17 protein-coding genes and 1 pseudogene are annotated in these 16,829 nt (G+C 62.2%); 8 read left to right on the top strand and 10 right to left on the bottom strand.

Annotation, left to right across the window (positions count from 1 at the left end; genetic code table 11):
* Entirely contained in the window at positions 1-795 is a 795-nt protein-coding gene (locus PSH78_RS21905; RefSeq protein ID WP_305496731.1) for an IclR family transcriptional regulator, read from the bottom strand.
* A 161-nt stretch (positions 796-956) separates the two neighbouring features.
* On the opposite strand from PSH78_RS21905, the gene hmgA reads away from it, so the two are divergent.
* Genes hmgA through maiA form a run of 3 tightly spaced genes read left to right on the top strand, consistent with a single transcriptional unit; the run spans position 957 to position 4,217 of the window.
* Positions 957-2,261: a homogentisate 1,2-dioxygenase gene (gene hmgA, locus PSH78_RS21900; RefSeq protein ID WP_305496729.1), complete on the top strand. Its 1,305-nt coding sequence runs from the start codon at positions 957-959 to the stop codon at positions 2,259-2,261.
* A gap of 3 nt (positions 2,262-2,264) precedes the next feature.
* Positions 2,265-3,569 (top strand): fumarylacetoacetase, encoded by a 1,305-nt coding sequence (fahA, locus tag PSH78_RS21895; protein ID WP_305496727.1) that lies wholly within the window; start codon positions 2,265-2,267, stop codon positions 3,567-3,569.
* Positions 3,570-3,578: 9 nt separating this feature from the next.
* Positions 3,579-4,217, top strand: a complete 639-nt coding sequence (gene maiA, locus PSH78_RS21890) for a maleylacetoacetate isomerase (protein ID WP_305496726.1) — start codon at positions 3,579-3,581, stop codon at positions 4,215-4,217.
* A 156-nt stretch (positions 4,218-4,373) separates the two neighbouring features.
* On the opposite strand, the gene PSH78_RS21885 is transcribed toward maiA, so the two are convergent.
* Positions 4,374-5,177: a SirB1 family protein gene (locus PSH78_RS21885; RefSeq protein ID WP_305496724.1), complete on the bottom strand. Its 804-nt coding sequence runs from the start codon at positions 5,175-5,177 to the stop codon at positions 4,374-4,376.
* 187 nt (positions 5,178-5,364) lie between these two features.
* Here PSH78_RS21885 and PSH78_RS21880 point away from each other — a divergent pair.
* Positions 5,365-6,386 (top strand): annotated as a pseudogene (locus tag PSH78_RS21880) (Glu/Leu/Phe/Val dehydrogenase dimerization domain-containing protein).
* A gap of 67 nt (positions 6,387-6,453) precedes the next feature.
* Here the strand turns inward: PSH78_RS21880 and PSH78_RS21875 are convergent.
* Positions 6,454-6,714 (bottom strand): YebG family protein, encoded by a 261-nt coding sequence (locus tag PSH78_RS21875; protein WP_003205410.1) that lies wholly within the window; start codon positions 6,712-6,714, stop codon positions 6,454-6,456.
* Between the two features lie 293 nt (positions 6,715-7,007).
* Here PSH78_RS21875 and PSH78_RS21870 point away from each other — a divergent pair, with 293 nt between their 5' ends.
* Entirely contained in the window at positions 7,008-7,508 is a 501-nt protein-coding gene (locus PSH78_RS21870) for a phosphate-starvation-inducible protein PsiE (RefSeq protein ID WP_186611035.1), read from the top strand.
* Here the strand turns inward: PSH78_RS21870 and PSH78_RS21865 are convergent.
* Positions 7,505-7,822, bottom strand: a complete 318-nt coding sequence (locus PSH78_RS21865) for a DUF3509 domain-containing protein (RefSeq protein WP_305496721.1) — start codon at positions 7,820-7,822, stop codon at positions 7,505-7,507. The genes PSH78_RS21870 and PSH78_RS21865 overlap by 4 nt on opposite strands.
* A gap of 179 nt (positions 7,823-8,001) precedes the next feature.
* On the opposite strand from PSH78_RS21865, the gene PSH78_RS21860 reads away from it, so the two are divergent.
* Both PSH78_RS21860 and PSH78_RS21855 read left to right on the top strand, forming a co-directional pair.
* Positions 8,002-8,286: a hypothetical protein gene (locus PSH78_RS21860; protein ID WP_305496720.1), complete on the top strand. Its 285-nt coding sequence runs from the start codon at positions 8,002-8,004 to the stop codon at positions 8,284-8,286.
* A gap of 44 nt (positions 8,287-8,330) precedes the next feature.
* Positions 8,331-8,741, top strand: a complete 411-nt coding sequence (locus tag PSH78_RS21855) for an HPF/RaiA family ribosome-associated protein (protein WP_305496719.1) — start codon at positions 8,331-8,333, stop codon at positions 8,739-8,741.
* Between the two features lie 83 nt (positions 8,742-8,824).
* Here the strand turns inward: PSH78_RS21855 and fecA are convergent, their stop codons facing one another.
* From fecA to PSH78_RS21835, 4 genes are all read right to left on the bottom strand, one after another.
* Entirely contained in the window at positions 8,825-11,164 is a 2,340-nt protein-coding gene (gene fecA / locus PSH78_RS21850; RefSeq protein WP_305496717.1) for a TonB-dependent Fe(3+) dicitrate receptor FecA, read from the bottom strand.
* Between the two features lie 111 nt (positions 11,165-11,275).
* Entirely contained in the window at positions 11,276-12,223 is a 948-nt protein-coding gene (locus PSH78_RS21845) for a FecR domain-containing protein (RefSeq protein ID WP_305496715.1), read from the bottom strand.
* 8 nt (positions 12,224-12,231) lie between these two features.
* Positions 12,232-12,720, bottom strand: a complete 489-nt coding sequence (locus tag PSH78_RS21840; protein ID WP_305496714.1) for a sigma-70 family RNA polymerase sigma factor — start codon at positions 12,718-12,720, stop codon at positions 12,232-12,234.
* 156 nt (positions 12,721-12,876) lie between these two features.
* The gene (locus PSH78_RS21835) at positions 12,877-13,752 is read right to left on the bottom strand and encodes a helix-turn-helix domain-containing protein (protein ID WP_305496713.1); all 876 of its coding nucleotides are present in this window, start codon (positions 13,750-13,752) and stop codon (positions 12,877-12,879) included.
* 134 nt (positions 13,753-13,886) lie between these two features.
* Between PSH78_RS21835 and PSH78_RS21830 the strand changes: the two genes are divergently transcribed.
* Positions 13,887-14,786: a DMT family transporter gene (locus PSH78_RS21830; RefSeq protein ID WP_305496711.1), complete on the top strand. Its 900-nt coding sequence runs from the start codon at positions 13,887-13,889 to the stop codon at positions 14,784-14,786.
* Between the two features lie 70 nt (positions 14,787-14,856).
* On the opposite strand, the gene PSH78_RS21825 is transcribed toward PSH78_RS21830, so the two are convergent.
* Complete coding sequence (locus PSH78_RS21825) at positions 14,857-15,828, bottom strand: D-glycerate dehydrogenase (protein WP_305496709.1); 972 nt, start codon at positions 15,826-15,828, stop codon at positions 14,857-14,859.
* 236 nt (positions 15,829-16,064) lie between these two features.
* Positions 16,065-16,814: a YkgJ family cysteine cluster protein gene (locus tag PSH78_RS21820; protein ID WP_305496707.1), complete on the bottom strand. Its 750-nt coding sequence runs from the start codon at positions 16,812-16,814 to the stop codon at positions 16,065-16,067.
* Between the last annotated feature and the right edge of the window lie 15 nt (positions 16,815-16,829).

The raw sequence follows: 16,829 nt of genomic DNA, 5'->3' as shown, positions 1-16,829 counted from the left end.
CTACTGGGCTGATGACTCCGACTCATACCCCATGCGCCGGCTCACGGCCCGGGTCGCGGTCAACAGGCGCTGCGCCGCCGGGCCGTTTTCGTCGGCGTGGAACAGCGAGGTCGGACCCACAATGGTCATGACTGCCGCCACCTGGCCCATGGCGTTGAAAACCGGCGCGGACAAGGCATCAATGCCGGGCATCAACAAGCCATGCACATGGTGCAGGCCGCGACTGCGGATCTGCTCCTGCAGGGCGGCGTAAATATTGTCATCGGCCAAGGCGTGATCGGTGGTGGCGCGGACCTCCTGTTCGCGCAGCTCGATGGTCTCGCGCTCCGGCAGGTAGGCACTGAAAACCAATCCCGTGGATGAGCTGAGCAACGGCAGGACCGAGCCCAGTTGCGTCACCACGGTCACGGCCCGCACGGCGGGTTCGATCCGCACCACGGTCGCGCCGTGATTGCCCCACACCGCGAGAAAACAGGTTTCGTTCAAGTCGTCGCGCAATTCGGCCAAGGGCAGGGCGGCCACTTGCAGCACATCCATGCCGTTGAGCGCCGCCAGGCCCACGCGCAGGGCTTCGCGGCCCAGGCCGTAGTGGTTGGTTGCGCTGTTCTGTTCGGCGAAGCCACTCGCGATCAGGGCTTGCAGGTAACGATGAACCTTGCTGGCCGGCATCTGCACATGTTCAGCCAGTCGTGACAACGAGGTGGAAGGGGACAGTTCGGCCAAGGCCTTGAGGATGTCGGTGCCGACCTCAGCGGAGCGGACTTTCTGTTTACCGTTGCTGGGCGGGTTTTCCATGGAGGTTCTGGTCCGGAGGCGAATGGGCGTCTTTATAGCTTGACGGTGGTCGTCGAGCAAATTACGTTATGCGTAATCGGATTACGATAAAAATAACCCGGTGCGCCCAGGCTCCTCCACGGAGCGACGGGACGCATCCAGTCCTGTATTCAGGAGGCTCCATGAACCTCGATTCCACGGCGTCGGACCTGGCTTACCAGTCTGGCTTCGGTAACGAATTCGCCAGCGAGGCGCTGCCCGGCGCACTGCCCGTTGGCCAGAACTCTCCGCAGAAAGCCCCGTACGGCTTGTACGCCGAACTGTTTTCCGGTACCGCCTTCACCATGGCCCGCAGCGAAGCGCGGCGAACCTGGATGTACCGCATCCGTCCTTCGGCCAACCATCCGGCCTTCGCCAGGTTGGAACGGCAATTGGCCGGAGGCCCGCTGGGCGAGGTGACACCCAATCGCCTGCGCTGGAGCCCGTTGCAGATCCCCACCGAGCCCACCGATCTGATCGACGGCCTGGTGCGCATGGCGACCAATGCCGGTGCGGACAAACCCGCCGGTATCAGCATCTATCACTACTGCGCCAACCGCTCCATGGAGCGTGTGTTCTTCAATGCCGATGGTGAATGGCTGATCGTGCCGCAACTGGGGCGGCTGCGCATCGCCACTGAGTTGGGTGTACTGGAAGTGGCTCCGCTGGAAATTGTCGTGCTGCCTCGGGGGCTGAAATTTCGTGTCGAACTGCTCGACGCGCAAGCCCGCGGCTACATCGCCGAGAACCACGGGGCGCCGTTGCGCCTGCCGGACCTCGGTCCGATCGGCAGCAATGGCCTGGCCAACCCAAGGGATTTCCTGGCCCCCGTCGCCCATTACGAAAACCTCGTGCAACCGACCACGCTGGTACAGAAGTTCCTCGGTGAACTGTGGGCCTGCGAGCTGGATCATTCACCGTTCGACGTGGTGGCCTGGCACGGCAACAACGTGCCGTACAAATACGACCTGCGACGTTTCAACACGATCGGCACGGTCAGCTTCGACCACCCCGACCCCTCGATTTTCACCGTGTTGACGTCGCCGACCAGTGTCCATGGCCTGGCGAATCTCGATTTCGTGATTTTCCCGCCGCGCTGGATGGTTGCGGAAAACACCTTCCGTCCGCCGTGGTTCCATCGCAACCTGATGAATGAATTCATGGGCCTGATCCAGGGCGCCTACGATGCCAAGGCCGAGGGCTTCCTGCCGGGCGGCGCGTCGCTGCACAGCTGCATGAGCGCCCACGGCCCGGATGGCGAGACCTGCACCAAGGCGATCAATGCCGAGCTCAAGCCAACGAAGATCGATAACACCATGGCCTTCATGTTCGAGACCAGCCAAGTGCTGCGTCCCAGCCGTTTCGCCCTGGACTGCGCACAATTGCAAACTGACTACGACGCCTGCTGGGCCTCGCTGCCGGTCACTTTCGACCCGACCCGGAGATAACCCATGACCCAAGTTTCCCCTACCCTCAGCTGGGTTGTTTGCGCCAACGGTCACGCCGACTTCCCTCTGCAGAACCTGCCGCTGGGCATCTTCAGTGTCGCTGGCGAAGCTCCCCGGAGCGGCGTGGCGATTGGTGAGCGGATCTTCGATCTGCAGGCCGCGTTGCAGGCGGGCCTGTTTGACGGCAAGGCGGCCGAAGCCGTCGAGGCCATGCAGGGCGGCCAGTTGAACGCCTTTTTCGACCTGGGTCGCGAGGCCCGGGTTGCCCTGCGCGAAAGATTGCTCGAACTGTTGTGCGAGGACAGCCCCCAACGGGAGGCGATCCAGGCCCAAGGCGCGCGGTTGCTGCCGCTGGCGGCGGACTGCCAGATGCACCTGCCGGCGAAAATCAATGACTACACCGATTTCTACGTAGGCATCGAGCACGCGCAGAATGTCGGCAAGCTGTTTCGGCCGGACAATCCGCTGCTCCCCAACTACAAATACGTTCCCATCGGTTATCACGGTCGTGCTTCGACGGTTCGCCCGTCCGGCACCGATGTGCGCCGTCCGCAAGGCCAGACGCTGCCGCCCGGCCAGGCCGAGCCGATCTTCGGCCCGTGCGCGCGGCTGGACTATGAATTGGAGCTGGGTATCTGGATCGGCAAGGGCAATGCCCTCGGCGAGCCCATTGCCATCGGCGACGCGGCCGAGCACATCGGCGGTTTCTGCTTGCTCAACGATTGGTCGGCCCGGGATATCCAGGCTTGGGAATACCAGCCGCTGGGGCCTTTCCTGTCGAAAAGTTTCCTCACCAGCGTATCGCCGTGGGTGGTGACGGCCGAGGCTCTTGAGCCGTTCCGTCGCCCGCAGCCGGCACGCCCGGAAGGCGACCCCCAGCCGCTGCCGTATCTGCTGGACAAGCGTGACCAGGCTGGCGGAGCCTTTGATATCGAACTGGAAGTCCTGCTGCTGACCGAATCCATGCGCGAGCAGGGCCTGGCGCCTCATCGCCTGACCTTGAGCAACACCCGGTACATGTATTGGACTGTGGCGCAGATGGTCGCGCACCACAGCGTCAACGGTTGCCAATTACAGGCCGGCGATCTGTTTGGCTCGGGCACATTGTCAGGGCCTGAAAATGGTCAGTTCGGCAGCCTGCTGGAAATCACCGAGGGCGGTAAAAAGCCGATCGAACTGGCGTCCGGCGAAGTCCGCAAATTTCTCGAAGATGGTGACGAAATCATCCTGCGCGCCCGTTGCGGCCGCGAAGGTGCCGCCTCCATCGGTTTCGGCGAATGCCGCGGCAGAGTCTTGCCGGCGCATTGAGGGGGCGGAATGGAGCTTTATACCTACTACCGATCCACGTCGTCTTATCGGGTGCGCATCGCGTTGGCGCTCAAAGGCCTGGATTACCGGGCCCTGCCGGTCAACCTGATCGCGCCGCCCGGGGGCGAACATCGCCAGCCGGCTTATCTGGAGATCAATCCCCAGGGGCGGGTACCCGCGCTGCGTACCGATGAGGGCGCTTTGCTGGTCCAGTCTCCTGCGATCATCGAGTACCTGGAGGAACGTTATCCACAGGTGCCGTTGCTCAGCCGTGACCCCGTGCTTCGCGCACATGAGCGTGGCGTGGCCGCGCTGATCGGCTGCGACATCCATCCACTGCACAACGTCAGCGTGCTCAACAAGCTCAGGCAGTGGGGCCACGACGAAACGCAGGTGACGGAGTGGATCGGGCACTGGATCAGCCAGGGGCTGGCCGCAGTGGAGCAGTTGATTGGCGAAGACGGCTATTGTTTCGGCGCGGCGCCAGGCCTGGCGGACGTTTACCTGATCCCGCAGCTGTATGCCGCCGAGCGCTTCAATGTGTCGTTGCAGGGGTATCCACGAATCCGTCGGGTGGCGGCGTTGGCGGCAGGGCATGCGGCGTTCCAGCAAGCGCATCCGGCGAGTCAGGTGGACACACCTGCCTGAATTGACACACCGGTCCGCCGCCATCGCGAGCAAGCTCGCTCCCACATTGGATAGGGTTGATCACGGAGTTTGGGTTTGACTCATCCCCTGTGGGAGCGAGCTTGCTCGCGATGGCGATAGAAGTGTCACCGCAGGTCCACAAGCCTTGCGCCCTCTTCAGTGCACAATTGTATTCGGTGGCAGATGCCCCAGCCGCTCGGTCAGCCGGATCCGCTGGATCGGGTCATCACTGAGCATCAATGCATGTTCTAGATCGAAACGTTCGGCATTGGGGCAATCGAGTCGCTGGTAGAGGCTGGCGCGGGCCAGGTAGTCGGCGGCGCTGGCGTTACCCAATTCCAGCACCCGTTCGGCATCGACCAGCGCGGCGATGTAGTCGTCGTTGGCCAGATGTAATTGCCTGAGGTTGCGCGACAGCCGCTGAAGCATCTGCATCGGCTCGGCAGAGACCATGTGCTCGGCCTTGAGCGGCAGGTTGGCGCCGTATTGGCGGTGCAGCAAGTCCCGGCAGTCATTGGGGTACAAGCGGCGGCCGCCGCAGGGGTCGAGCAGGTGGTCCGCGCCAGGTACGCGCAGCAGGAAATGGCCGGGGAAATTGACGCCGGTCATCGGGATTTCCAGGCCCTTGGCCAATTCCAGGGCTATCAGGCCCAAAGCCAGCGGTTGCCCTCGCTTGCGGACCAGGACCTTGTCCAGCAGCGCCGCGCCAGGCCGTAGCGGCGTAGCGTCGTCCTGGGCAAAACCCAGATCATTGAGGCGCCGAAGCAGGGGTTGGCCCAGTTCGCTGACAGGCAGCATCGGCAGGCCGTGGCTGACTTTCTGCTGCAGCTCCCTGAAATCCTTCAATAACGCTGGCACGTCCACTTCACGATCATGCTCGGCGGCGATCCACAGGGCTGCTTCGAGCAGTGCCGGGGGCGAGCGGTGCAGACAGTCAAAAAAGGCTTGGCGCGGTTTCATCACAGTCTCCGGACTATGCCTCGTTTTAGCTCTGCCGCGAGGTTTCGTCCAGTCTCGCAAAGAGGGGGTAGCCGGTTATGCCGAAAAGACTGAGGATCATGCGGCGTTATTCCGGCGTGCTCCTGCAATTTTTGATCGCGCGCCTATACTGGCGAGACAGACAAAAAAGTGATTCGGGAGCCTGTCGATGTTTGCTCTCATGCAAAGCTCCCGCCTTGAATCGCTGCACTTGAGCGTAGACCCGGCGACCGGGTTGAAGGCGGTGATTGCCATTCATTGCAGCCGTCCTGGGCCTGCACTGGGTGGCTGTCGTTATCTTTCCTACCCCGACGACGAAAGTGCCGTTGCCGACGCCGTGCGCCTGGCCCAGGGCATGAGCTACAAGGCGGCGCTGGCCGGCCTGCCCGTGGGCGGGGGCGTGGCGGTCATCATGCGCCCGGCACATGTGGAAAGCCGGGCGGCGCTGTTCGAAGCCTTCGGCCGCTGCATCGAGCAGTTGGATGGCCGCTACATTACCCGCCATCGACAGCGGCACATCGGTGGCGGACATGGACTGCATCGCCCAGCAGACTCGCCATGTCACCAGCACCACTGCCGCAGGAGACCCGGCGCCCCATGCGGCCATGGGGGTGTTCGCCGGGATCCGCGCCACGGCCATGGCTCGCCTGGGCAGCGACAACCTGGAAAGCCTGCGGGTGGCCATCCAGGGCTTGGGCAATGTCGGTTATGCGCTGGCCGAGCAACTGCATGCGGCGGGCGCCGAACTGCTGGTCAGCGATATCGACCCCGGTAAAGTGCAACTGGCGATGGAACAACTGGGCGCCCATCCCATCGCCAACGACGCACTGCTCAGTACTCCCTGCGACATCCTGGCGCCCTGCGGCCTCGGCGGAGTACTCAACAGCCAGAGCGTGGCGCAACTGCGCTGCTCGGCCGTTGCCGGCTCGGCGCATAATCAGTTGAGCAACCTGCAAGTCGCCGACCAGTTGGAAAGACGTGGGATCCTCTATGCACCGGACTACGTGATCAATTCCGGCGGCCTGATCTATGTTGCCTTGAAACACCGCGGCGAAGAGCTGCCGACCATCACGGCGCATCTCGCCAAGATCGGTGCCCCGGCTTACGGAAGTCTTCGCCCATGCCCAGGCCGAAAAACGCTCACCGGCCAGGGTGGCTGACGAGCTCGCGGAGCGTCTGTTGTACCGATAAAAAAAGATCGCAGCCTTCGGCAGCCCCTACACCGTGTAGGGGCTGCCGAAGGCTGCGATCTTTTTGATCATTCGTCCGACGGATTGAGCAGTTCGGACAACGCGTCTGGCTGGCTCTTGAATGCCTTGGCGAACACATCGCGATTCTTCGCCATGTAGATGCCGGCTTCCTCAACCTGTTGTTCGCTCAGCGATGGAACCGCTTTTTGCAACACTTCGGCGAGCAATTCAGCGAGTTCCAGCATTTTGTCATGACGGTCAGCTTCGGCTTTATCCATGAACAATCGCTCCAGATCTCGGCTGCTGCGGTATACCACTTCGACGGCCATTCACCACCTCACATGCCTTCACATTTGGTTTTGTATGTGACTACTGTATTTATATACAGGCCAAAGGATAAGCGAATCCTGACGCTTTGAATAGTGGCTTTTTAATGTAGACCGGTTTCGAGGTTTGTCGCCCAGAACAAACGTGCCCGCGACGGGGCCGCTTGATGTCGCCAACGTGTCGAATGCCAGCCCGGTGCCATCTCATTCCGGTCGCTGGCCTTTTTTCTGCATGCAGAACAACCGTCACGTCCAACCCGCATCATCCGGTCGAGTCGACCTAAGGAAACTACATCGTGAAAATCAACTGGGCCGAGAACCTGCGCCAGAATGTCCACCAACTGGCCGAATCCCTGGGCAACCTGTTCGTCGAGACCTTCCACTACCTGGCGCTGTTCGCCATCGGTGCGGTGACGGCATGGGCCGCCGTGATGGAGTTCCTGCAGATGATCGAGGAGGGTCATATCAAGATCGACGACATCCTCCTGCTGTTCATCTACCTGGAGTTGGGGGCGATGGTCGGGATTTATTTCAAGACCAATCACATGCCGGTGCGATTTCTCATCTACGTGGCGATCACCGCGTTGACGCGCCTGCTGATTTCCAACGTCTCGCATCACAGCCCGCCGGACCTGGGCATCATCTACTTGTGCGGCGGCATCCTGCTGCTGGCGTTTGCGATCCTGGTGGTGCGCTACGCCTCGTCGCAGTTTCCCTCGGTGAAGATCGAACACCCGCACCGTAAGGTCGGCGCGGGTTCGAGCGAGCATGCCGAAGTGGAGAAGGGCGAAATCTAGAGACCGGCGGCGCTGGACGCCTGGCCCTGTGCCTGCGGTGGCGGCACCTTGATGTTGTCGCCGCCGGTCATGGCTTCGAGGATGGCCACGGCGCTGTGGCCCTGCTCGATGGCAATGCCGAATTGAATGCTCTGCACCAGGCGCTTGAGCCGTTCCGGGTCGTTGCGCTGCTGCGCGCTGATCATGCGCTTGGCAACGACGCGCCCGGCCTTGGACAAGGTCAGCATGATGCTGCCGTCCAGGCCCTGGATGCTCAGGTTGATCTGGTATTGCGGCGCGAAGGCGTCCGTAATGATCTGAAAAGGGTTGTCCATGATGCGTCACCGCCTGATTGAACGTGCAGTTGTTGACCGGCCATGATCGGGATTAGTTCGCAACACCGGACCACCGGCCATTCCATGATCGTATCCATCGCCAGATTCCCGGGGCGGGCAGGCGGCTGACCCACTGATCGCAGCCCGCGGCGCCTCCTGCAAGGGAGGTAGCAAGGGGCATGCCGGAAAAACTGTCGGACAATGATCACGGCGCCTGGACGCGCAATGCTCTGGAATGCGGTTATGGCGGTAGCCCGTTTCGGGGCACTGGCGGGCCGATGTTCGCTGACGGTGCAGGGCACGCAGGCGGATTGGAACGAACAGGCAGGGCGAGACAACTCCCGACATTAACAGCGCTGTTGCTCGTTGTCCGGCTTTATTTGCAAATGAATATTTATCTTTTTTCGGGGGTTGAATTGTTCTTCCGCCAGCCCGACTCTGTATTCAAGGGGCCGTTGCGCTAACGTCGATTGGCCCCTGGCGAGCTAGCCGAAATAAGGGATGAACTATGCAAATCCAAGTCAACAGCGATAACCATATTCAAGGCAGCATCCGACTGGAGGAGTGGGTACGTACTACCATTGAAAGCACGCTCGAACGTTACGAAGAAGACCTGACACGGGTCGAGGTTCATTTGGGGGATGAGAACGGTGACAAGCCGGGTCCCCATGATTTGCGTTGCCAAATTGAGGCTCGGCCAAAGGGCCACCAGCCGATATCCGTGACGCACAAGGCGGATACCCTGGAGCTGGCGCTCGACGGCGCAGCCGAGAAGCTGGAACATGCGCTGGAACACTTGTTTGGCAAACTGCGCGGCAAGCGCGCCGCCACCAACGGCCAGACCGAGTCGATTGCACTGGCTGATGCCATGCTGGAAGAAGAATTCCTCGAGAACGAACGGGCTGCGCTTAACGGCTGAACCCGGTCACTGAAATTACCCACCAAACAGACGGGCCTGCAATTGCAGGCCCGTCTTGTTTCCGCGATCCCACCGTGGCCGGATCAGAACGCCACGGACGTCTGCACATACAACGTGCGCGGTTCCCCTACATACTTGCCCCGGTTGTTGTCGTCAAACGAGCGGGTGAAGTATTGGGTATTGGAGATGTTCTTCACGCCCACCGCGACGTTCAGGTCCGACAGTTGCGGGCCGAAGTCATAGGCGGCGCGGCTGCTGAACAGCATGTAGCCGGGGATGTTGCCGGTGCTGCCATCGGCGCTTTCAGCGCGGGTATTGGCGTTGTCGGCGAACTGCGCGCTCTGGTAGGTGCTGTCCAGGTTCAGCTTCCACGGCCCGTCCGTATAACCCACGCCCAGCGTACCTTTGTGCCTGGAGGAGAATGGCACGCGGTTGCCCTTGTTCGGTCCGTCTTCGCGGATGGTGGCGTCGACGTAGGCATAAGTGGCGTACACGTCAAAACCGGCCAGCGCCGGGCTCAGGCCGTCGAGGGCATAGTTGATGCTGGTTTCGATGCCCTGGTGGCGGGTCTCGCCCCGGGCGATCACCGAATCGTTGGTCTGGTTGCTTTCGTACTGGTTGTCGAAATTGATCAGGAAGGCGCCGATTTCTGCCCGCAGGTTGCCATTGTCATAACGGGTGCCAAGCTCCCAGGTGCGGGCCTTCTCCGGCTTCACTTCACCGCTGCTGACGCGGTTGGGCATCTGGCTGTACTGCACGCTGCCGAACGAGCCTTCGGTGTTGGCATACAGATTCCATTCATCGGTCAGGTGGTACAGCACATTCAGCGCTGGCAGGGCGGTGTTGTAGTCGCCCTTGTACTTCACGTTGGTCAGGTTGTTGGTTTGCTGCGACTCGATCATTTCGTAGCGAATGCCGGGCGTGATCGTCCATTTGCCGATATCGATCCGGTCATCGATGAAAAATGCATTGGCTTCGGTTCCGCCGCGGGTATCGCGGTCGTTGCGGCTGGAGGTGGTCGGCAGCTCATTGCTGGCAATCGGTGTGCGATAACGCAGTTCATGGCCGGCTTCGTTGATATAGCGATAGCCGACGCCGACCTCGTGGCTGGTCGGGCCGAGATCGAAGCCCTGGGCGAAACGGGTTTCCAGGCCGCGTACCCAGTATTCACGAGGCGACAGCGACAGGAAGCTGCCCTGGTCCAGATAGCCGCTGCGCAAGGTCTTGGTGAAAAACGTGTTGGCGGTGAATTCTCGCCGGTCCTGCTGGTAGCGGTAGCCGAAATTGACCAGGGTACGACGACCCCAGAACCGGTCTTTCTGGCGGGTGGACTGGTACGGGTCGGCGTCGTAGTCGGCGACGTTCAGGCCGCCGGGCATGTCGGCCTCGCCTTCGTAATACTGGGCCATGGCGTTGAAGCTGTTGGCCTCGTCCAGTTGATAGTTGCCCTTGAGGATCAGGTCGTCGATTTGCGTGTCGCTGTGTTCACGCCAGTCGCCGCCGCGGGTGCCGGAATACAACAGGGCGCCGCCCAGGCCGTTATCGGCGGTGCCGCCGGCCAGCAGATTGGCGGACGTCTTGAAGCCATCGTGGCTGGAGGACGGGCTCGCCTCGGTCTGGAAACCGCCTTTGACGGTCGGCGCATCGGGGATTGCCCGGGTCACGAAGTTGACCACGCCGCCGACGTTTTGCGGGCCGTAGCGCACCGCGCCGCCGCCGCGCACGACGTCCACCGCGTCCATGTTGCCCATGCTCACGGGAGCAAAGGACAGCTGCGGTTGGCCGTACGGCGCGAAAGGCACTGGAATGCCATCCATCAGTACCGTCGAGCGGGAAGCCAGGCGCGGATTGAGGCCACGGATACCAAAATTCAGCGCCATGTCATGACTGCCGGTGCCGTTGTTTTCCGGTGCGTTGACGCCGGGAATGCGATTGAGCACGTCCCGGGCCTGGGTCGCGCCCTGGCGTTCGAATTCTTCACGGCGGATAACGTCCCGAGCGCCCGCGTGTTCGAAGACGTTGGTCGGCGCTGCGTCGCCGAGCCAGTCACCGACCACGGTCGTGGTACCGATGTCCAACGCGCTGCTGCCGACCGGTTGCAGGCTGAAAGCATTGTCCCCCTCGGGCCGCGCTTGCAGGCCTGTGCCTTCGAGCAGCGCACTCAACCCTTGCTCGGGGCTGTAGCTGCCTTCCAGGCCGCGACTCTGCAGGCCGCCGGTCAGCTGCGAGCCGAAGGAGATCAACACGCCGGCTTCGCGACCGAATTGATTGAGAGCGTTTTCCAGCGACGACGGCGCGATGTGATAGGCCTTGGCCTCTGCAGCCTGCACGGCGGGCAGTGCAACGAAACTCAAGCTGGCCCCGAGGAACAGTTGACGCGCGGCGCGAGCGAGCGGGGTGAGACGGGTGGGTTGCTGCGGCATGGATGGGAGTCCCGAGAAGGTTATATCGAAGTGGCTTTCCTTCTCTGTCACCCGAGGTGTGGAAAACGGCTCACTGGCAAATCATTTTTTTGCGGGTGGGCCGCCATGGGCTCAAGCGCGAGCTTCGACCGTGACCCAATAGCGGGTGAAGCGCCGCACTTTTACCGGCAGGCTGATTTCCAGCAGATCGAGGATTCGCTCGCCGTTGTCCAGCGGATAAGTTCCGGAGACCAGAAGGTTGGCGACCGCCTTGTCGCAGTGCAGCTGGCCGCGTCGGTAGCGGCCCAGTTCCTCAAGGAAATCCGCCAGGCGCATGTGCGCGGCGACCAGCATGCCCTCCGCCCAGGCACCGCTGTTGGCGTCAAGCGCCGTGGCGGGACCGGTGCCGTTGACGCCAAGGGATGCTTGTCGGGAGGCCCCCAGCAGAAAAGCCGGGCCGTGCCTGCCGCGAATGTCCACCTGGCCTGCAAACACTGCGACCTGGGTGTGGTCTGCATACTCACGCACATTGAAGCGGGCGTCGTGGCTTTCCAGCAGGCCATGGGCGGTCAGCACCTGCAGGGGGCGTGGGTCCTGGGCTGCGGTCAACAGCAGTTCCCCTTCCAGCAGGCGGATCAGGCGGCGCTGAGCGTCGAAGCGAATATCGACCGCGCTGCCGCTGTTGAGCTGCAACTGGCTGCCGTCATCCAGCGCCAGGCGACGCCGCTCGCCCACCGGGCTGCGGTAATCGGCGAGCAATGGCGGCAACAACTGGCGTTCACGCAGGCCCCAGGTCACGGCCGAGCCGGCACCCAGCAGCAACAGCATCTTCAGGGCCCGGCGCCGCGTTGCCGACTTCGGTGTGTTGAGCGTCGCATGGGCCAACGGAGAAGACACATTGCGCAGCCGCTGGTTGACCCGCTGGATATGCTCCCAGGCGCGGCGATGTTCGCTGTGTGCATTGAGCCATTGTTCCCAGGCTTGCTGCTGGCGCGTATCGAGTGGCCCTTGCTGCATTTCCAGCAGCCAATGCACCGCCTGCTCGGCGACTTGCGCGCTGACGTGCGGCGCGCTGGGCATCGACGGGTTCACAGGGCGAAGTAGCAGCGCATTGCTGCCTTGTTCAGGTGGCGCTTGACCGTCGCCAGAGAAATACCCAGTTCACGGGCGATTTCGTTGTAGGTCAGGCCATCGATCTGCGCCAGCAGGAACGCTTTTTTGACCGCACGTGGCAGTCCATCGAGCAATTGGTCCAGCTCCAGAAGGGTCTGCAAGATGATCGCTCGCTCCTCTTCCGACGGTGCCACTTGCTCCGGCATCTGGGCGAGGGTGTCGAGGTAGGCGCGTTCCAGGTCCTGGCGACGGTAATGGTTGAACAATACGCGCTTGGCGATGGTGGTGAGAAAGGCCCGGGGTTCCAGGACCGGCTGCGGATCGCGCACGGTCAGCACGCGCATGAACGTGTCCTGGGCCAGATCGGCGGCGCTGTCGGGACACCCGAGTTTTCTTCGCAACCAGCCGTTGAGCCAACTGTGGTGGGCGTTGTAGAGCACTTCGACGGTGTGTGCAGGCGGCAACGAGGAACATCCCGACAGCGATAAGCTGTGCTAGAGAACAAGAATTGTTCGCATTGTAGAGGCGCGCAGAGGGAAACGGCAATCGAGATAAGTGTTTCGTTTCGGTTATGGAGCGGATCGGGCTTTCGCGAGCAGGCTCGCTCGCACATGGACGCGCTAGCGCAAAAACGCCTGCCGATACTCCCCGGGAGCTGCCCCCAGGGCCTGGCGAAAACGGTTGGTGAAATGGCTGGCGCTGGCAAATCCGCAGGCCAGGGCCACCTCGCCCAACGGTTGTAGGGTATGGCGCAGTAAATGCCGCGCCCGGGCGAGACGCCGCGCCAGGACGTACTGGTGCGGTGGCAGGCCGAAGGTTTCGCGGAACATCCGGGCGAAATGGTATTCGGACAGGGCACACAGCGCGGCGAGTTGACCAAGGCTGATGGCTTCGGCCAATTGAGCGTCGATGTAATCCACCAGCAAGCGTCGCTGGTGCGCGGCCAGCCCACCCTTCAGGCGCAGGTCCTGGCGCTGGCCAACCTGATTGAGCAGAAGGTGGCTGAGCAGCTCATGGGCCAGGCTGGTGCCGAGCAGGCGTTCGGCGGGCTCGGCCCAGTCCAGCTCGATCAATTGTCGAAAGCGCTGTGCCTGCCGCGGGTCATCGAGAAAGGTTGCCTCGTGCAATTGCACTTGGCGCGGTTCGCGATCGAGCAACGTGACGCAACCCAGGGCGAATTGCTCGGGGCTGAAATACAGGTGGGCGAGGCGAATGTCGCCGTTGATGACCCAGGCCGATTCATGTCCGGCCGGCAACACGCAGAGTTTGCCTGGCCCCCCCGTGGTGTCGGGACGCTCGCGGCGAAACGTGCCGGTGCCGCCGGCGATGTAGCACGACAGCGTATGGTGGGTTGGCGCCTCGTAGTCACGGGCGTCGTGATGGTTGCTCCACAAAGCCGCCGCCATGCCGTCACCGAGCTCGGCGCTGTGCTCCAGGCGAGCGTTGGGCGAGCTGTTGAGGGCTTGGAAGACTTGCAGGGTTTGCAGACTGGTCATGATCGGTTCTCCAGCTCGAATCCTACTCCCTCGACGCGCCCATGCCAGCCTGTCCCTGATAAAAACCGCAAGTTTACGCAAGTGTCGGGCAGGTATCGGCGTGAGACTGGCCGTCATTGCCAGGAGTCGTCGCCATGAACCTTTCGTTGTACCTGCTTACCGTGCTCATCTGGGGCACCACCTGGATCGCTTTGAAACTGCAGTTGGGCGTCGTCGCCATTCCGGTGTCGATTGTCTATCGCTTCGGCCTCGCCGCGCTGATCCTGTTCGTGATGCTCCTGCTCAGCCGACGCCTGCAGGTCATGAACCGGCGCGGTCATTTGATCTGCGTCGCCCAGGGCCTGTGCCTGTTCTGCATCAACTTCATGTGTTTCCTGACCGCGAGCCAGTGGATTCCCAGCGGCCTGGTTGCCGTGGTCTTCTCCACCGCGACCCTTTGGAACGCCTTGAATGCGCGGGTGTTCTTCGGTCAGCGGATCGCCCGTAACGTGTTGCTGGGCGGCGCCTTGGGGCTGTTCGGGCTGGCGTTGTTGTTCTGGCCGGAGCTGGCCGGTCACCGCGCGAGCCCACAAACACTGCTCGGGTTGGCGCTGGCGCTGTTGGGCACCTTGTGTTTCTCGGCGGGCAACATGCTGTCGAGCCTGCAGCAGAAGGCCGGCCTCAAGCCGTTGACCACCAACGCCTGGGGCATGGCCTACGGGGCCGCGATGCTGTCGGTGTGGTGTCTGTTCCAGGGCATCCCGTTCGAGATGGAATGGAATACGCGCTACGTCGGCTCGCTGTTGTACCTGGTGATCCCGGGTTCGGTCATTGGCTTTACCGCGTACCTGACGCTGGTAGGGCGCATGGGGCCGGAGCGGGCGGCGTATTGCACCGTGCTGTTCCCGGTGGTGGCGTTGAATGTCTCGGCTTTCGTCGAGGGTTATCAATGGACGGCACCGGCGCTGGTCGGACTGGTGCTGGTGATGCTGGGCAACGTGTTGGTGTTTCGCAAGCCGCGCCCCGTGGCCGCGACAGTCGCGCTGGCTCGTTAAGCCATAACGTCCGGTATGAATCCGGTGGCGAGGGAGCTTGCTCCCTCGCCACAGTGAGTACTCGGTCCGCTTATTTCCAGACTTGCGGGTTGACCAGGTTCTTCGGTCGTTCGCCCAGCAAGGCGCTGCGCAGGTTTTCCACGGCCAGATTGGCCATGGCCTCACGGGTTTCATGGGTAGCCGAACCGATATGCGGCAAGGTGACGGCGTTTTTCAACTGGAACAGCGGCGACTCGGCCAGCGGTTCCTTTTCGTAGACATCCAGCCCGGCGCCGCGGATGCGGTTGTTCTGCAAGGCTTCGATCAACGCCGGCTCATCCACCACCGGACCGCGGGAAATGTTCACCAGGATGGCGCTCGGTTTCATCAGGGACAGCTCGCGCTGGCCGATCAGGTGGCGGGTCTTCTCGCTCAACGGCACCACCAGGCAGACGAAGTCCGCTTCGGCCAGCAACTGATCCAGTTCGCGGAACTGTGCGCCCAACTGGTTTTCCAGCTCGGGCTTGCGACTGTTGCCGCTGTAGAGGATCGGCATGTTGAACCCCAGCCGACCACGCCGGGCAACAGCCGCGCCGATGTTGCCCATGCCGACGATGCCCAGGGTCTTGCCATGTACATCGCTGCCGAACAGCTGTGGCCCGACAGACGCCTGCCACTGTCCGGCCTTGGTCCAGGCGTCCAGTTCGGCGACGCGCCGGGCACTGCTCATCACCAGGGCGAACGCCAGGTCGGCGGTGCTTTCGGTGAGCACGTCGGGAGTGTTGGTGAGCATGATCCCGCGTTCATTGAAGTACGCCAGGTCGTAATTGTCATAGCCCACCGACACGCTGGAGACCACTTGCAGCTTCGTGGCGTGCTGCAGTTGCTCGCGGCCGAGCTTGCGGCCAACGCCAATCAGCCCATGGACATGGGGCAGGGCTTCGTTGAACTGCGCATTGATGTCGCCGTTCGACGGGTTGGGCACGATCACGTCGAAGTCCTGGCGCAGGCGCTCGATCATGGGGGGCGTGATACGGCTGAAGGCAAGTACGGTTTTTTTCATCGTGCAAGGCTCATCTGCGGAGAATACCAAGCACGCTAACATTCCTGGCGCGGGTTAGGCGAGAGGGACAGTGCATCCCAGCGCCACGCTTTTCCTTTTGGGAGTGAGCTTATGTGGGAGTGAGCCTGCTCGCGATCGCGGTGTGTCAGTCACCGGATAGGCCGGCAGATAAATCGCCATCGCGAGCAGGCTCGCTCCCACAGGGACCTTTCTTCCACAGGGGCTTTTCTACACAGTCAGGCAGCCCGCAGCGAAATAAACGCGTAGTTGACCGGCTCCTCGGTGACAACACTTGCGCCGCTGTCGGTGACCTGACGAGCAATGTCATCACCGGACAAGTGGAACTGCCATTCACCTGCCTCTTGGCCCATCGGCTGCGCGCGAGCCTGATCGATGGCGGCGGCAAACGCCGCCATGTTCGGCAGGTACGCGGTGAAGCCGTCGCCCTTCAGCGCGGTGGTGTGGATGCCCAGGGACACGCAAATGCGCTCCTTGATGGCGATCTCCTCACGGTCGGCCTGGCGGGAGCGCTCGATCAACCGGGCCAGTTCCTGATCCACCAATTGACCGCCGACGATCAGCTGCGGCCCCGTTTCCCACGACTCCGGCGGGCAATCCTTGGCGGCGGTGTTGAGTGGAATGTGCGGGTTGATTTCCATCGGATAGATGCGGCACACCAACGGACGACGCTCATAGATGCGACACAGGTTGTCAGCATCCAGATTATGGCAAGGACCGGGGTTGTAGGCGGCGAAAGTGATCGCCACGCGGGCCTCGCTGGCGCCGCTGCGCACTACGGCCGAGCGCCGTTCGGCGTGCTCGCGTTGCGCCACCGGCAGGCCGAGGCCATTGGGCAGGAAGGCCTCGACCAGGACAATCACCTGGCCGCCATCATTCGCCCACATCCTGGCTTCGTCGAGCGTCAGGGGAACGTGATGACCGTTGCAGCATTTACCGCACCCTACGCAGGAAAACGTTGTGTTCATTGATTGACCGAAGGC

Source organism: Pseudomonas sp. FP198 (assembly GCF_030687895.1).
Taxonomy (GTDB): Bacteria; Pseudomonadota; Gammaproteobacteria; order Pseudomonadales; family Pseudomonadaceae; genus Aquipseudomonas.
The sequence above is the reverse complement of the archived record's forward strand: the minus strand, read 5'-3'. Positions and strand labels throughout refer to the sequence as shown.

Bases quoted from the DNA above. Each gene is read 5' to 3' on its own strand.
- PSH78_RS21905 (WP_305496731.1), bottom strand. From the start codon at position 795: ATGGAAAACCCGCCCAGCAACGGTAAACAGAAAGTCCGCTCCGCTGAG.
- hmgA (WP_305496729.1), top strand. From the start codon at position 957: ATGAACCTCGATTCCACGGCGTCGGACCTGGCTTACCAGTCTGGCTTC.
- fahA (WP_305496727.1), top strand. From the start codon at position 2,265: ATGACCCAAGTTTCCCCTACCCTCAGCTGGGTTGTTTGCGCCAACGGT.
- maiA (WP_305496726.1), top strand. From the start codon at position 3,579: ATGGAGCTTTATACCTACTACCGATCCACGTCGTCTTATCGGGTGCGC.
- PSH78_RS21885 (WP_305496724.1), bottom strand. From the start codon at position 5,177: ATGAAACCGCGCCAAGCCTTTTTTGACTGTCTGCACCGCTCGCCCCCG.
- PSH78_RS21875 (WP_003205410.1), bottom strand. From the start codon at position 6,714: ATGGCCGTCGAAGTGGTATACCGCAGCAGCCGAGATCTGGAGCGATTG.
- PSH78_RS21865 (WP_305496721.1), bottom strand. From the start codon at position 7,822: ATGGACAACCCTTTTCAGATCATTACGGACGCCTTCGCGCCGCAATAC.
- PSH78_RS21860 (WP_305496720.1), top strand. From the start codon at position 8,002: ATGCCGGAAAAACTGTCGGACAATGATCACGGCGCCTGGACGCGCAAT.
- PSH78_RS21855 (WP_305496719.1), top strand. From the start codon at position 8,331: ATGCAAATCCAAGTCAACAGCGATAACCATATTCAAGGCAGCATCCGA.
- fecA (WP_305496717.1), bottom strand. From the start codon at position 11,164: ATGCCGCAGCAACCCACCCGTCTCACCCCGCTCGCTCGCGCCGCGCGT.
- PSH78_RS21845 (WP_305496715.1), bottom strand. From the start codon at position 12,223: ATGCCCAGCGCGCCGCACGTCAGCGCGCAAGTCGCCGAGCAGGCGGTG.
- PSH78_RS21835 (WP_305496713.1), bottom strand. From the start codon at position 13,752: ATGACCAGTCTGCAAACCCTGCAAGTCTTCCAAGCCCTCAACAGCTCG.
- PSH78_RS21830 (WP_305496711.1), top strand. From the start codon at position 13,887: ATGAACCTTTCGTTGTACCTGCTTACCGTGCTCATCTGGGGCACCACC.
- PSH78_RS21825 (WP_305496709.1), bottom strand. From the start codon at position 15,828: ATGAAAAAAACCGTACTTGCCTTCAGCCGTATCACGCCCCCCATGATC.
- PSH78_RS21820 (WP_305496707.1), bottom strand. From the start codon at position 16,814: ATGAACACAACGTTTTCCTGCGTAGGGTGCGGTAAATGCTGCAACGGT.